The sequence below is a fragment of the Pseudomonas sp. BNK-45 genome (assembly GCF_047456255.1).
In the GTDB taxonomy this organism is placed as follows: Bacteria; Pseudomonadota; Gammaproteobacteria; order Pseudomonadales; family Pseudomonadaceae; genus Aquipseudomonas.
This window is the reverse complement of record NZ_CP179909.1, coordinates 6,652,059-6,666,921: the sequence shown is the minus strand read 5'-3', so window position 1 is coordinate 6,666,921 and position 14,863 is coordinate 6,652,059. Positions and strand designations below refer to the sequence as shown.

Annotated in this window: 10 protein-coding genes; 7 read left to right on the top strand and 3 right to left on the bottom strand. The window is 65.8% G+C overall.

The features are described 5' to 3' along the window. Positions 1 to 91: 91 nt before the first annotated feature. Both ACMGG8_RS30305 and ACMGG8_RS30300 read left to right on the top strand, forming a co-directional pair. On the top strand, positions 92 to 805 hold the full coding sequence (locus ACMGG8_RS30305; RefSeq protein WP_414159994.1) for a methyl-accepting chemotaxis protein: 714 nt from the start codon (positions 92 to 94) through the stop codon (positions 803 to 805). Between the two features lie 196 nt (positions 806 to 1,001). Further along, on the top strand, positions 1,002 to 1,373 hold the full coding sequence (locus ACMGG8_RS30300) for a hypothetical protein (RefSeq protein ID WP_060837498.1): 372 nt from the start codon (positions 1,002 to 1,004) through the stop codon (positions 1,371 to 1,373). Here ACMGG8_RS30300 and ACMGG8_RS30295 read toward each other — a convergent pair. Together ACMGG8_RS30295 and cra are read right to left on the bottom strand one after the other, a co-directional pair. Next, on the bottom strand, positions 1,359 to 2,150 hold the full coding sequence (locus ACMGG8_RS30295; RefSeq protein WP_414158922.1) for a TatD family hydrolase: 792 nt from the start codon (positions 2,148 to 2,150) through the stop codon (positions 1,359 to 1,361). The two genes, ACMGG8_RS30300 and ACMGG8_RS30295, sit on opposite strands and share 15 nt — an antisense overlap. A gap of 4 nt (positions 2,151 to 2,154) precedes the next feature. Next, a complete protein-coding gene (gene cra / locus ACMGG8_RS30290) occupies positions 2,155 to 3,150 on the bottom strand; it encodes a catabolite repressor/activator (protein WP_060837500.1) in 996 nt (331 codons plus the stop codon). A gap of 302 nt (positions 3,151 to 3,452) precedes the next feature. Here cra and ptsP point away from each other — a divergent pair, with 302 nt between their 5' ends. The 5 genes from ptsP (at position 3,453) to ACMGG8_RS30265 (ending at position 12,032) form a co-directional block, all read left to right on the top strand. Next, positions 3,453 to 6,314, top strand: coding sequence for a phosphoenolpyruvate--protein phosphotransferase (ptsP, locus tag ACMGG8_RS30285; RefSeq protein ID WP_414158921.1), 2,862 nt, complete (start codon positions 3,453 to 3,455; stop codon positions 6,312 to 6,314). Beyond that, positions 6,314 to 7,255, top strand: a complete 942-nt coding sequence (pfkB, locus tag ACMGG8_RS30280; RefSeq protein ID WP_060837502.1) for a 1-phosphofructokinase — start codon at positions 6,314 to 6,316, stop codon at positions 7,253 to 7,255. Before ptsP ends, pfkB begins: the two co-directional genes overlap by 1 nt. 11 nt (positions 7,256 to 7,266) lie before the next feature. Further along, the gene (locus ACMGG8_RS30275; RefSeq protein ID WP_414158920.1) at positions 7,267 to 9,012 is read left to right on the top strand and encodes a PTS fructose-like transporter subunit IIB; all 1,746 of its coding nucleotides are present in this window, start codon (positions 7,267 to 7,269) and stop codon (positions 9,010 to 9,012) included. A 775-nt stretch (positions 9,013 to 9,787) separates the two neighbouring features. After that, positions 9,788 to 10,168: a hypothetical protein gene (locus ACMGG8_RS30270; RefSeq protein WP_414158919.1), complete on the top strand. Its 381-nt coding sequence runs from the start codon at positions 9,788 to 9,790 to the stop codon at positions 10,166 to 10,168. Between the two features lie 322 nt (positions 10,169 to 10,490). Continuing rightward, positions 10,491 to 12,032 (top strand): alkaline phosphatase D family protein, encoded by a 1,542-nt coding sequence (locus ACMGG8_RS30265; protein ID WP_414158918.1) that lies wholly within the window; start codon positions 10,491 to 10,493, stop codon positions 12,030 to 12,032. A 165-nt stretch (positions 12,033 to 12,197) separates the two neighbouring features. On the opposite strand, the gene ACMGG8_RS30260 is transcribed toward ACMGG8_RS30265, so the two are convergent. Further along, a complete protein-coding gene (locus ACMGG8_RS30260) occupies positions 12,198 to 14,729 on the bottom strand; it encodes a PepSY domain-containing protein (protein WP_414158917.1) in 2,532 nt (843 codons plus the stop codon). Between the last annotated feature and the right edge of the window lie 134 nt (positions 14,730 to 14,863).

Here is a 14,863-nt window from a genome sequence, read left to right as displayed (position 1 = left end):
ACGCCAGGCCGGGCAAGTGGAAAGCGTCTCGGCCCAGAGCAACCAGGCGGTGGCCGGTCAGCGCAGTCAGATCGAACAAGTGGCCACGGCCATGAACCAGATGTCCGCCACCTCCCAGGAAGTGGCCCGCAGCGCGGCGGCGGCGGTCAGCAGCGCCCACAGCGTCAACGACGAAACCATCAGCGGCCGTGGCCTGGTGGAGTCGCAGCAGGGCAGCATCGTTCGCCTTGCCAGCGAGATCGATCAGTCGGTGCTGGTGATCAACCAGCTGGCCAGCGACAGCCAGTCCATCAGCCGGGTGCTGGAAGTGATCAAGAGCATTGCCGAGCAGACCAACCTGCTGGCGCTCAATGCGGCCATCGAGGCCGCGCGTGCCGGCGAGCAGGGCCGGGGCTTTGCCGTGGTGGCCGATGAAGTGCGGACCCTGGCCAAGCGCACCCAGCAGTCCACCGAGGAAATCGAGGAGATGATCGGCAAGCTGCATGGCGGTGTCAGCGCGGCGGTCAAGGCCATGGGCAGCAGCCACGCCATGGCCAACGGTACGGTCGATCAGTCGGAAAAGGTCCAGCAGGCCCTGGAAAACATCCTCGGCGCGGTGGGCATGATCGTCGACCAGAACCAGCAGATTGCCGCCGCCGTGGAGCAGCAGACCTCGGTGGCCCACGACATCGACCAGAACATCGTCGAGATCAACCGCGCCGGCGAACGTACCGCCGAGGGCGCGCACCAGACCGAAGACGCCAGCCGTCAGCTCTCGGCCCAAGTGATGCAGCTCAAGCAACTGATCGGCGCCTTCCGGGTCTAGACGCGGCCGGCAACGAGTGTCGGCGGGGCGCCTTGTCCAAAGGTGCTCCGCCGTCTCGCATACAAACTGTAGTAATTAAAGTCTTTGTCTTAGGCGGATTTCCTGTTTTCCTGCGCGTCTGTTTTTTTGAGCGTCCCACGTCGGGCGACTCGCCCCGTCGGCCATGACCCTCCCATGGCCCTGAGGACATGTGCTGATGACTGTCACTTCTGGAATCCGCGGCCGCTGCGCCCATTGCCAGACCCTTCTTGATCTTGAACCCTGGCAACTCAACGCCATGGCGTTGCAGGAACCCTTCAACTGCAACCATTGCCACAAGCCCCTGAAGCTCAGTTGCCCGGTGCAGATCAAGCGCCTGAAAAGCTTCGGCGGCCTGGCCGGGCTGCGGGCGCTGATGATCGTGCTGTGCGCCACGCTGCTGTTGGTGACCCTGGTACTGGAGTGGCTGGGACTGGTCAGCCTGACCCAGCAATTGAGCCTTTCGGCGCTGATGCTGCTGGGCTACCTGCTGGTGATGGGCATTGCCCGGCGGCGATTGCGCCGACCCTTGCAGCTACAGGCCGGCTGAAGGCCAGCCGAACAGTTCGCAGGCATTGCGGGTGCTGGCGCTGGCCAGTTGCTCGGGAGCGATGCCGATGATCTGCGCCAGGGCGGCGCAAATGGCGGGTAAATGCTGCGGGCTGTTGCGCTGGCCGGGAAACATGGCGGGGGCCATGTCCGGCGAGTCGGTTTCCAGCACCACAGAGTCCAGGGGCAACTCGGCGATCACCTTGCGCAAGCGCAGGGCCTGGGGCCAGGTGGCGGCGCCGCCCAGGCCCAGCTTGAAACCGAGCTTGAGGTATTCCCGGGCTTCCTCGCGGCTGCCGGCAAAGGCGTGGATGATGCCGCCGCGCTTGAGCTTGAAGCGCTTCAAGGTGGCGATCACCGCTGCGTGACTGCGCCGCACGTGCAGCAGGGCGGGCAAGTGAAAGTCCGCCGCCAGCTGCAACTGGGCCTCGAACAGCGATTGCTGGCGCTCGCGGTCCAGTTGTTCCAGAAAGTAATCCAGGCCGATCTCGCCCACCGCGCACAGCTGGGGATGCCCCGCCAGCCGCGTCAGCCAGTCCCCCAGTTGCCGGAGGTCGGCGGGCTGATGAGCGTCCAGATAGACCGGGTGCAGGCCAAAGGCGGCGTACAACTGTGGGTCCTTCTGCACCAGGTCCCAGACCCGTTGCCAATTGGCCTGATAGACCCCCAGCACCACCATTCGCAAAACGCCCCGGGCGCGGCTGTCGGCCAGCAGCGCCTCACGGTCGTCGTCGAAATCCGGAAAATCCAGATGGGTGTGGCTGTCGATCAGATCCACGGTATCAATCCTGCCGGATACGCTGTTTGAAGGTCCGGGCGATGGCCTGGACGCCGGGTTGGTAATGCCCTTCTTCAATCGCTGCCAGGGCCAGTTGCAGGGCTTTTTCGGCAATCAGTTGATGCTGCTGGGCCATGGCGTTGACCGGCAGCGGCAGAAAATCCAGCAACTGGGTGTCGCCGAAGGTTCCCAGGCGCAGCGGTCGGGATTTGAGCGGGAAATCATGCAGGGCATCGAACACCCCCTGCAGCAGCACATAAGAGGTGGTCACCAGGGCATCCGGCAGGTGGCCCAGGCGCTGCAGCAACTCCTCCATCAACTGCCGGCCGCACTCACGGCTGAAGGCTTCGCCATGCTCGATCAGTACCTCACCGGCAAAGCCTTGCAGGGCCTGGCGGAAACCGGCGGCGCGCTCCTGGCTGATGCTCAGTTCCGGGCGGGCGCCGATCAGCACGATCTGCTTGGGCTCGGGCTCAAGCAGGCTCTGGGTCAGTTGCAGGCTGGCTTGCAGGTCGTCGCTGATCACCGAGCAGAACTGCTGCGCCGGCATCACCCGGTCGATGGCGATGATCGGCAGGCCCTGGGCCTGCAATTGCTCATAGCTGTCGTCTTCGGCTGGCAGGCAGCTGGCGACGAACAGCGCATCGCAACGCCGCGCGCGAAACAGCTGGAGCAATTGCCGCTCGCTGTCCGGTGCGTCGTCGGAGCTGGCGATCAGCAATTGATAGCCCCGGGCCCGGGCGCCTTGCTCCAGCAGCTTGGCGATGCGCGCGTAGCTGGGGTTTTCCAGGTCCGGAAGAATGAACCCCAGGGTCCGGGTGTGCCGGCTACGCAAGCCGGCGGCCTGGGGGTTGGGGGTAAAGCCATGTTCTTCCACCACCGCGCGCACCCGTTCCACGGTGGCGTTGCTGATGCGTTGTTGTTCGGCCTTGCCGTTGATGACGTAACTGGCGGTGGTAACGGACACACCGGCCAGGCGAGCGATATCACTGAGTTTCAACCCGGGATTTCCTTGTTTTTGGTGCTTGCCCCGACATTTTCGCCAATCCTACCTGATCTGGGCAGGCGACCAACGTCGGAACCGGCCATCGAGCGGAAGGACTTCTAGGCGCCGAGATTATCGAGTAACTTAGCAAACTTGCTAGATTAAACGTTTCAGCAGGCGTATTTTCTAGGCTAGATCATAAGCGGAAAAACACCTCTGCCCGGTAACAAGTCCCGTTTGTGGCCATAAACACGCCTACGCTGCTTACTTAAAACAATACCTAGCGCCGCCACCTGCCGCGCTAAATAGGAGAAGCCATGCTCGAGCTCACTGTAGAGCAGATATCCATGGGCCAAACGGCTGTGGATAAGTCCGCGGCGCTGCATTTGCTGGCCGATAAACTGGTGGCTGACGGCCTGGTGGCCGAGGGTTACCTGGCCGGCCTCAAGGCCCGCGAAGCCCAGGGCTCGACCTTTCTCGGCCAAGGCATCGCCATCCCCCACGGCACCCCGGAAACCCGCGATCAGGTATTTGCCACCGGCGTGCGCCTGCTGCAGTTTCCCGACGGTGTGGACTGGGGCGACGGGCAGATCGTCTACCTGGCCATCGGCATCGCGGCCAAATCCGACGAGCACCTGCGCCTGCTGCAACTGCTGACCCGGGCCCTGGGAGAAACCGACCTGGGCCAGGCCCTGCGTCGCGCCAGCTCCCCGGAGGCCCTGCTCAAGCTGTTGCAGGGGGCGCCCCAGGAGCTGGCGCTGGACGCGCAGATGATCGGCCTCGGGGTGGCGGCGGAAGATTTCGAAGAACTGGTCTGGCGCGGCGCCCGCCTGCTGCGCCAGGCCGAGTGCGTGAGCAACGGCTTTGCCGCGGTGCTGCAACAGGTGGATGCGCTGCCCCTGGGCGACGGCCTGTGGTGGTTGCACAGCGAGCAGACCGTGTTGCGCCCCGGGCTGGCGTTCGTCACCCCGGACAAACCCATCCGCTACCTGGGCCAGCCCCTGAGCGGTCTGTTCTGCCTGGCCAGCCTGGGGGAAGCCCATCAAGCCCTGCTGGAGCGCCTGTGTGCGCTGCTGATCGAGGGCCGTGGCCAGGAATTGGGCCGCGCCACCAGCAGTCGCGCGGTACTGGAAGTGCTCGGCGGCGAGTTGCCCGCGGACTGGCCCAGCGCCCGCATTGCCCTGGCCAATGCCCACGGCCTGCATGCGCGCCCGGCCAAGGAGCTGGCGCAGTTGGCGAAGAATTTCGAGGGTGAGATCCGCATCCGTATCGCCGATAGCGCGGCTTCGGCGGTCTCGGTGAAAAGCCTGAGCAAGCTGCTGAGCCTGGGTGCCCGACGCGGCCAGGTGCTGGAGCTGATCGCGGAACCGAGCATTGCCGCCGATGCCTTGCCGGCCCTGCTGGCGGCCATCGAAGCCGGCCTCGGCGAAGCCGTCGAGCCCCTGCCGGCGGCCAGCGCCCCCCGGGAAGAGCCGCAGGAAGTCGTGGTGCCGATCTGCGCCCCGGCTTCCGGCAGCCTGATCCAGGCCATCGCCGCCGCTCCCGGCATCGCCATCGGCCCGGCCCACATCCAGGTCCAGCAAGCCATCGACTACCCGCTGCGGGGCGAGTCCACCGCCATCGAGCGCCAGCGCCTGCAGCAGGCCCTGGCCGACGTGCGCCAGGACATCGATGGGCTGGTCCAGCGCAGCAAGGCCAAGGCCATTCGCGAGATCTTCATCACCCACCAGGAAATGCTTGACGACCCCGAGCTGGCCGACGAAGTGGACACCCGCCTCAAGCAGGGTGAAAGCGCGGAAGCGGCGTGGATGACCGTGATCGAAACCGCCGCCAAGCAGCAGGAAGCCCTGCAGGATGCCTTGCTCGCCGAACGCGCCGCCGACCTGCGGGACATCGGCCGTCGGGTGCTGGCGCAACTGTGCGGCATCGAAACCCCGGCCGAACCGGACCAGCCCTACATCCTGGTGATGGACGAAGTCGGTCCCTCGGACGTCGCGCGCCTGGACCCGGCTCGCGTCGCCGGCATTCTCACCGCCCGCGGCGGCGCCACCGCCCACAGCGCCATCGTCGCCCGGGCCCTGGGCATTCCGGCCCTGGTGGGCGCGGGCGCCAGCGTGTTGCTGATCAAGCCCGGCACGCCCCTGCTGCTGGACGGCCAGCGCGGCCGCCTGCATGTCGACGCCGACAGCCACACCCTGCAGCGGGCCGCCGAGGAACGTGACACCCGCGAGCAACGCCTCAAGGCCGCCGCCGAGCAACGCCATCAACAGGCCCGCACCACGGATGGTCATGCGGTGGAGGTGTTCGCCAACATCGGCGAAAGCGCCGGTGTCGCCGCCGCCGTGGAAAACGGCGCCGAAGGCATCGGCCTGCTGCGCACCGAACTGATCTTCATGGCCCATCCCCAGGCCCCGGACGAAGCCACCCAGGAAGCTGAATACCGCCGTGTGCTCGACGGCCTTGCCGGGCGGCCGCTGGTGGTGCGCACCCTGGACGTGGGCGGCGACAAACCGCTGCCTTACTGGCCGATCGCCAAGGAAGAAAACCCCTTCCTCGGCGTGCGCGGCATCCGCCTGACCCTGCAGCGGCCGCTCATCATGGAAGCGCAATTGCGTGCGCTGCTGCGCTCGGCGGACAACCGCCCGCTGCGGATCATGTTCCCCATGGTCGGCAGCGTCGAAGAATGGCGTCAGGCCCGGGACATGACCGAGCGCCTGCGCCGGGAAATCCCGGTGGCCGACCTGCAACTGGGGATCATGATCGAAGTGCCGTCTGCCGCCCTGCTGGCGCCGGTGCTGGCCAAGGAAGTGGACTTCTTCAGCGTCGGCACCAACGACCTGACCCAATACACCCTGGCCATCGACCGTGGCCACCCGAGCCTGTCTGCCCAGGCCGACGGCCTGCACCCGGCGGTGCTGCAACTGATCGACATCACCGTGCGTGCCGCCCATGCCCACGGCAAGTGGGTCGGGGTCTGCGGCGAGCTGGCGGCCGACCCGCTGGCGGTGCCGGTGCTGGTGGGCCTGGGGGTGGATGAACTGAGCGTCTCCGGACGCAGCATCGCCGAGGTCAAGGCGCGGATTCGCGAGCTCAGCCTGACCCAGGCGCAAACCCTTGCTCAACAGGCTTTGGCCGTCGGCAGCGCCCACGAGGTGCGTGCCCTAGTGGAGGCCATGTAATGGCAAAGATTCTCACCCTGACCCTCAACCCGGCGCTGGACCTGACGGTGCAGCTGGCCCGCCTGGAGGTCGGGGAAGTCAACCGCAGCAACGCCCTGCACAGCCACGCGGCAGGCAAGGGCCTGAACGTGGCCCAGGTGCTGGCCGACCTCGGCCACCAACTGACCGTCAGCGGCTTTCTTGGGGAAAACAATCCACAGGCGTTTGACGCGTTGTTCGCCCAGCGCGGCTTTGTCGATGCCTTTATCCGCGTGCCTGGCGACACCCGCAGCAACATCAAGCTGGCCGAAGACGACGGGCGCATCACCGATATCAATGGCCTCGGGCCCGAGGTCAGCGAGGCGGCGCAACAGGCCTTGCTGGAGCGCCTGGACCAGATCGCCCCCGGGCATGACGCGGTGGTGGTGGCCGGCAGCCTGCCGCGAGGGATCAGCCCCGAATGGTTCCAGGCGCTGTTGCTGCGCCTGAAAAGCCTGGGCCTGAAGGTCGCCCTCGACACCAGTGGCGCCGCCCTGCGCGCCGGTCTGGCAGCGGGGCCCTGGTTGATCAAGCCCAACACTGAGGAACTGGCGGACGTCCTCGGCAGCCCGGTGCTTGGCGTGGCGGTGCAGGCCGAGGCGGCGCGCCTTCTGCTGGCCCAAGGCGTCGAGCACGTGGTGATCTCCCACGGTGCCGAGGGCGTCAACTGGTTCAGCGCCGCGCCGTCCCTGCAGGCCTTTCCGCCCAAGGTCAGCGTGGTCAGCACCGTGGGCGCCGGCGACTCGCTGCTGGCGGGCATGCTCCACGGCCTGCTCGGCGCCCAGCCGTTAGAACAGACCCTGCGCACCGCCACGGCGATTGCCGCCATGGCCGTGACCCAGATCGGTTTTGGCATCAGCGACAGGGCCCAACTGGCCCGGCTGGAGCAGGGGGTGCGCGTGCACCCCCTCCTAGAACAATAAGAGGGTTGCGTATGAAGTTAGCCATTATTACCGCCTGCCCCAACGGCATGGTCACCAGCGTACTCTGCGCCCGCCTGCTGGACGCCGCGGCCCAGCGCCAGGGCTGGAGCACCAGCGTGGAAGTGCACGATGACGCACACCCCGAACGCCAACTGTCAGCGGCCACCATTGAGGCTGCCGAGTGGGTGCTGGTGGTCAGCACCGGGCCTGTGGACCTGTCGCGTTTTGTCGGCAAGCGGGTGTATCGCAGCACCCCGTCCCAGGCCCTGCAGGACGTCGATGCGGTGCTGCGTCGCGGCGCCGAAGAGGCCCAGATCCATGTCGCCACCGAGGCCAGTGCCGAGCCTGTGGTCGAGGCGGGCAAACGCGCGCCGCGCCTGGTGGCGATCACTGCCTGCCCGACCGGCGTGGCCCACACCTTCATGGCCGCCGAGGCCTTGCAGCAGACCGCCAAGCGCCTGGGCTACGACCTGCAAGTGGAAACCCAGGGCTCGGTGGGCGCCCGCAACCCGCTGAGCGCCGAAGCCATCGCTGCCGCCGACGTGGTGCTGCTGGCGGCGGACATCGAAGTGGCCACCGAGCGTTTTGCCGGCAAGCGCATCTACCGCTGCGGCACCGGCGTGGCCCTCAAACAGTCCGAGGCCACTCTGAACAAGGCCCTGGCCGAGGGCCAGCTGGAGTCCACCGCGCCAGGCGCCGCGGCACCGGCCAAGCAGGAAAAGACCGGGGTCTACAAACACCTGCTGACTGGCGTGTCGTTCATGCTGCCGATGGTGGTGGCGGGCGGCCTGATGATTGCCCTGTCCTTCGTCTTCGGCATCACCGCCTTCAAGGAGCAGGGCACCTTGGCCGCGGCCTTGATGCAGATCGGCGGCGAGACCGCCTTCAAGTTGATGGTGCCGCTGCTGGCCGGTTACATCGCCTACTCCATCGCCGACCGCCCGGGTCTGGCGCCGGGAATGATCGGCGGCATGCTCGCCAGCACCCTGGGCGCGGGTTTTATCGGCGGCATCGTCGCCGGCTTCCTGGCCGGTTATGCGGCCAAGGCAATCAGCCAATATGTGCGACTGCCGCAAAGCCTGGAGGCGTTGAAACCGATCCTGATCATCCCGCTGCTGGCCAGCCTGTTCACCGGGCTGGTGATGATCTACGTGGTGGGCAAACCGGTGGCGGGCATGCTCGAAGCCCTGACCCATTTCCTCGACAGCATGGGCACCACCAACGCCATTATGCTGGGGGTACTGCTGGGCGGGATGATGTGCGTCGACCTGGGCGGGCCAATCAACAAGGCGGCCTACGCGTTCTCGGTGGGGCTGCTGGCGTCCCAGAGTTATGCACCGATGGCCGCGACCATGGCCGCGGGCATGGTGCCGCCGATTGGCTTAGGGATTGCCACCCTCATTGCCCGACGCAAATTTGCCCAGACCGAACGCGAAGCTGGCAAGGCCGCCCTGGTATTGGGCCTGTGCTTTATCTCCGAAGGGGCGATTCCGTTTGCCGCCAAGGACCCGCTGCGAGTGATCCCGGCGAGCATTGCGGGCGGCGCCCTGACCGGGGCCTTGTCGATGTACTTCGGCTGCAAACTGATGGCGCCCCATGGCGGCCTGTTTGTCATGCTGATCCCGAACGCCATCAACCATGCGCTGCTGTACCTGCTGGCGATTGTTGCAGGGAGTCTGCTGACGGCGGTTGTCTATGCCCTAGTGAAACGACCAGAGACCGTCGAACTGGCCCTGGAACCGGCCAAGGCGGCCTGACCTCCACGGCACTTCCGTTGCGGCGCAATCCCGCAACGGCACCCGCTGTAGCCGCTGCCGCAGGCTGCGAACGCTCTGGGCGGCACTCCGTCGTAGGAGACGCGGCGATCTTGAAGACGCCTGAGGTTCGTCGGTCAATCGCCAAGCAAGGCCCTGCGGTCCTTTTCGCAGCTTCGCAGGCTCAGCAGCGGCTACAGGCGGCTTTGTGTAGCCGCTGCCGCAGGCTGCGAACGGCTCCGTAGGAGACGCAGCGATCTTGAAGACGCCATAGATTCGTCGGTCAATCGCCAAGCAAGGCCCTGCGGTCCTTTTCGCAGCTTCGCAGGCTCAGCAGCGGCTACAGTCGGCTTTGTGTAGCCGCTGCCGCAGGCTGCGACCGGCTCCGCAGGAGACGCGGTGATCCGAAGGGCGCTAGACATTTTGTGTCCATTTCGAGAGCAAACTCAGCCACAGGCATAGGCTGCTGTCGGCCAAGTCTCTTTCTTTTGTAAGGCGTTTCCGAGACACTCCCTGGCGCTTGCGGCTGGGTACTCGGCTCACTAGGCTCGGTTCGTCACTGAATGTTCAGTGATCGGGTTTAGCAGCCTGATTCCAAGACACGCAAGTATGGCCCCTGTCCCGGTTGGCTTTTGGCCTGCCGAGTTCTGTTATGGCGGCTGTGCGTGGGGCGCCCTCGGGTGCGCCGGATTCCTTGGACCGGTCTGCTAACCCGCGTACAGCTGCCACCTTACGTTTAGCAGCGTCAGGTGGTGGCTCCACCCCAAGGAGCTGCACCATGAAAAAGATCGTCCCCGATCCGCCTGTTTCCCATTCTGTTTCCCGTCGTAATCCCGACCACGATCTGGCCAACGAAGTCATTCGCCATGCACTGGCCAACACCCGTGCAAACGGCTCGTTGATTGCGGCTCTGCACCCCACCGCCGCGGGTCCGGCGGGCACCGACTCGCCCTTCAGCGTTCGTCCCGGTATCAGCGCCGAGGAAGCCTTGCTCCACGTGTCCATGTTGCTCAAGGCGGCCGAGGAGGTGTCCGACGAGATCACCGAGCAGGCCAGCGGCATCGAGCGTGGCCTGATCTGGTCCCTGGTGCATTCAGTGGAAATGGCCCGTGGCGTGGTCGATGCCTTGCTTGATGGCAATCGTCGTTCTCCCAGTTGAGTCGCCGTTCGTTAGTACGGATTTTCACCGCCGAAGGCCGCTTCAGCGCGCCTTCGGCATCAACTGTTGTGAGCTTGCTCTATCTCTTGTGTAAGCCCCGTCTAAACCGTTCTGACTGGCTTGAGTCTGGAGTAGCAGTTGATTAGTTTCGGATCGTCAGGGCGGCTCGGTGCGGAGCATCTACGGATGCGCCGGTTGCCTGAGGCCGGTTCTGCTAGTCCGCGTCGAGCTGCCACCCTGCATTGCGTCCTTCAGTCCCCTGTCACACCCCCTTCATCCCCGCTGACTAAGGTTGCCTTTTGACCATTGTCAGGGAGTCACCATGAGCGAGTTCAACCTCGGCCGTCGTCGGATCATGCAAATCGCCGGGGCGGGGCTGTTGCTGCCGAGCCTGGCGCCGGCGGTGATTGCGTCGGTCAAGGATCGGCCGCAGCTCACCGATGGGGTGCAGTCCGGGGATCTGCTGGGGGATAAGGCGATGATCTGGAGCCGCAGCGATCGACCGGCGCGGATGGTGGTGGAGTGGGACACGCGAAGCATGTTCAGCAACCCTCGGCGTTTCATCTCGCCCCTGGCCGATGCGCGGACCGACTTCACGGCGCGGGTGGAGTTGACCGGGTTGCCGGCCGATCAGGCGATCTTCTATCGGGTGACCTTCGAGGATGCGCAATCCGGTGTGGCCAGCGAGCCGTGGTTCGGCCATTTGCGCAGTGCGCCGTCGCAACGCCGGGACATCCGTTTTGTCTGGAGCGGCGACACGGTGGGCCAGGGCTTCGGCATCAACCCGGACATCGGTGGCATGCGCATTTATGAGGCCATGCGCCTGCGTTTGCCGGACTTCTTTATCCACAGCGGCGACACCATTTACGCCGACGGCCCGGTGCCGGCGCAGTTGACCGTGGAGGACGGGCGCGTCTGGCGCAATATCACCACCGAGGCCAAGAGCAAGGTGGCGCAAACCCTGGACGAGTACCGGGGCAATTACCGCTACAACCTGATGGACGAGAACCTGCGTCGCTTCAACGCCGAGGTGCCGCAGATCTGGCAGTGGGACGACCACGAGGTGGTCAACAACTGGTCGCCCGGCAAGCAGTTGGACGAGCGCTACGCGGTCAAGGACATCCAGACCCTGGTGGGCCGCGCGCGGCAGGCGTGGCTTGAGTATGCGCCGATGCGTCGGCAGAGCGCCGATGGCGGCGGGCGGATTTACCGCAAGCTCAGCTATGGGCCGCTGCTGGATGTGTTCGTGCTGGACATGCGCAGTTATCGCGGGGCCAACGATGACAACCTTGGTGGCGAGAAGCCCTTCCTGGGCCGTGAGCAGCTGGATTGGTTGAAGCGTGAACTCAAGGATTCGCAGGCCCAATGGAAAGTGGTGGCGGCGGACATGCCGATTGGCCTGGGTGTACCGGATGGCGAGGTCAGCCCGGGCGTGGCGCGCTGGGAGGCGATTGCCAACGGCGACCCGGGACCGGCCCAGGGGCGTGAGCTGGAGATTGCCGAATTGCTGGCGCACCTGCACAAGCATCAGATACGCAACCATGTGTGGCTGACGGCGGACGTGCATTACTGCGCGGCCCATCATTACCACCCGGATCGCGCGGCGTTCCAGGATTTCGAGCCGTTCTGGGAGTTTGTTGCCGGTCCCCTGAATGCCGGGAGTTTCGGGCCCAATGTGCTGGACAAGACCTTCGGCCCGGAAGTGGTGTTCCAGAAGGCGCCGCCCGCGCAGAACACCTCGCCCTTTGCCGGTTTTCAGTTCTTTGGCGAAGTGCAGATCGACGGGCAGACGGCAGAGCTGAAGGTGATCCTGCGGGACCTGGATGGCGTGGCGGTGTACGAACACAACCTGCAACCGGTGTAACCCTTCTCGCCAGCACCCCGTCCCGTAGGAGCCGGCTTGCCGGCGAAGAGGGCCTTGAGCCTTGCGCCGTTCTGACGGGCGCCTTCGCTGGCAAGCCAGCTCCTACGCAGGAGTGGGGCCGCAGGAGTGGTGTAGAGCCGGCTTGCCGGCGAAGCGTCTGACGCCTCAGTAAACGTCGCGGCGGTAGCGCCCCTGTTCGATCAGGCGTTCGACCTGGTCTGCGCCCAGCACCTCGTTGAGCACCTGATCCACCCCTGAAGCCATGCCCTGCAAGCTGCCGCAGATGTAGATCGCGGCGCCGTCGGCCAGCCACTTCTTCAGTTCGTCGGCCGCTTGGCGCAGGCGGTCCTGGACGTAGACCTTCTCGGCCTGGTCCCGGGAGAACGCCAGGTCCAGGCGGCTCAGGTCGCCGCGGGTGCGCCATTCCTGCAGTTCATCCTTGCAGTAGAAATCATGCTCGGCGTTGCGCTCGCCAAAGATCAGCCAGTTGCGTTGCTGGCCCTCGGCGATCCGTGCCTTGAGCAAGCTGCGCAGGCCCGCCAACCCGGTGCCGTTGCCCAGCAGAATCAGCGGGCAGGGTTCGGCCGGCAGGTGGAAGCCGCTGTTGCGCCGTACCCGCAGGCTGATGCTCGAACCCACCGCCGCGTGTTCGGTGAGCCAGCCGGAGCCAATCCCCAGGCTGCCATCGGGGCGGCATTCCTGGCGCACCAGCAATTCCAGGCAGCCATCAGCGGCAATCGAGGCGATGGAGTACTCGCGCATGTTCAAGGGCACCAGGGCATCCACCAGGGCCTGGGCGTGCAGGCCGATCAAATGGGCGCGGTTTTCCGGGAGCTGGCGGCTGCCCAGGGCTTGTTCGAGGCTTTCCTGCAGGCCGTCCAGTTGCACCGGGGTGTTGCCGGAGAGGCCCAGGCCCGCGAGGAAGTCCGCCACTGCGCCACGGCTGTTGCGCGGCATGACTTCCACCAGATCCCCGGCCAGCCAGCTGCTGGCGCTGGGGGCCAGCAGTTGCAGCAGGTAGACCCCGGAGCCGCTGCTCTCAGGATTGAGCAGGCTGCGGCTTTTCAAGGTCCAGTTGTCGAACGCTGGGGCCCGCCACAGGTCCACCGGCGCATGGCCGATGAGTTGTCCCAGTTGTTGCTGCCAGTGGCGCAGGGCGTAGCTGTCGCCGCTGTCCACTTCGATAGGGGCGAACAGAGTGCTGGCGCCCTGGTTCGCCAGCCAGTCATGCAGGCGCCGGGCAAAACCGCAGAAGTGCGGGTACTGGCGGTCGCCCAGGCCGAGCACGGCGTATTCCAGACCCGGCAGCGACAGCTCGCGGCCCAGCAGTTTGCGCTCGAAGCCGCGGGCGCTGTCTGGGGCTTCGCCGTCGCCGAAGGTGCTGACCACGAACAGGGCTCGCTGGGCGTCACGCAGGTCCTGTTCGCTGAGGTTGCCCAGGGGCAGGACCCGGGCGGCGATCCCGGCAACCTGCAATTGCCCGGCGGTCTGCCAGGCCAGTTGTTCGGCAAACCCGCTCTGGCTGGCGAAACCGATCAGCCACGCGGAGCCATCGTCGGCGCTGCTTTCCAGGCCTTGGCGTGCGTCCTTGATCTGGCGCTTCTTGCGCCGGCGATCCAGGTACAGCAGCCAGCCGGTGACGAAGAACAGCGGCATGCTCAGTGAGGCCAGGGTCAGGGCGATGCGCCCGATCAGGCCGAAGTAGCTGCCCACGTGCAGGGCGTAGACGCTGGTGAGCAGTTGCGCCTTGACGCTCTGCTCGGCGTAGCGCTGGTGGCGACTGATGACCCCGGTGACGGGATCCAGGGTCAGCTGGTTCAGGGCGCGATCGTGGGGCGAGTCCTTGAGCAGGTAGAACACTGTCGCCGGCTGGCCGGCCACGGCGGGCATGCGGATGTTGTAGGCGCTGAGGTCCTTGCCGGCGGCGCTGTAGAGGCTGCTCCACAGGGCGTTGTAGTCCGCCACCGGGGCCGGGCCCTTGGGCGGTGGGCCGCCGCGACCGCCGCGCTGGCGCTCACTGTGTGGCGCGTCGGAGAGCAGCTTGGTCAGTCCCTCCCGGTACCAGTCGTAGGACCAGTACAGGCCGGTGAGGGCGAACAAGAGGTAAAACAACAGGCACCAGGTGCCGAACACCGCGTGCAGGTCCCAGTTGAAGCCGCGGCCTTTCTTGGCCCAGTCCAGGGTCAGCCATACCCGCCAGTTGCCGACCTGGCGCGGCCAGCGCAGGTACAGCCCGGACAGGCAGAAGAAGATCAGGATCAGGGTGCAGGCGCCGGTGATCTGCCGGCCGGTGTCGCCGATGGCCAGGAAACGGTGCAGTTGCAGCATGAAGCCGAAGAAGTCCTGGCCGACCGCGTCACCCAGGAGCTCGCCGGTGTAGGGGTCGAAGTAGCGCATCTGGCCACGGCGTTCGCCCGGCGGCGGTGTGAAGAACACCCGCGCGGCGTTGCCGCTGTCGGTTTCCACCCAGAGCATGGACACGGTCTGGCCTTCGGCGGCCTGGATTTTCTCCACCAGTTCGGCGGGCGGCAGCGCCCCGGCGGGGAGCGGGTCGACTTGCAGCACCGATGGGTTGAGGGCGCGCAGGATTTCGTCCTGGAACGACACCGTCGCCCCGGTGATGCCCATCAGGGCCAGGATCAGCCCCGCGCTGATGCCGAAGAACCAGTGCAGCTGGAACAGGGTTTTCTTCAACACGTCACTCGCCTTGTTCGTCCAGAGAGAGAAAACACGGCGCGCAGTATGCCGTGTGTTGTCGAGAAGCATTCGTTTTTACACGCAAAAGCCCCAGGCATTCGGATGCGTGGGGCTGGGGCGCCTGTGGCCGGGGC

What these genes read in the sequence shown, in the direction of transcription:
- ACMGG8_RS30275 (WP_414158920.1), top strand. Translation starts at nt 7,267, where the DNA reads ATGAAGTTAGCCATTATTACCGCCTGCCCCAACGGCATGGTCACCAGC.
- pfkB (WP_060837502.1), top strand. Translation starts at nt 6,314, where the DNA reads ATGGCAAAGATTCTCACCCTGACCCTCAACCCGGCGCTGGACCTGACG.
- ACMGG8_RS30300 (WP_060837498.1), top strand. Translation starts at nt 1,002, where the DNA reads ATGACTGTCACTTCTGGAATCCGCGGCCGCTGCGCCCATTGCCAGACC.
- ptsP (WP_414158921.1), top strand. Translation starts at nt 3,453, where the DNA reads ATGCTCGAGCTCACTGTAGAGCAGATATCCATGGGCCAAACGGCTGTG.
- ACMGG8_RS30305 (WP_414159994.1), top strand. Translation starts at nt 92, where the DNA reads ATGAACCAGATGTCCGCCACCTCCCAGGAAGTGGCCCGCAGCGCGGCG.
- ACMGG8_RS30265 (WP_414158918.1), top strand. Translation starts at nt 10,491, where the DNA reads ATGAGCGAGTTCAACCTCGGCCGTCGTCGGATCATGCAAATCGCCGGG.
- ACMGG8_RS30270 (WP_414158919.1), top strand. Translation starts at nt 9,788, where the DNA reads ATGAAAAAGATCGTCCCCGATCCGCCTGTTTCCCATTCTGTTTCCCGT.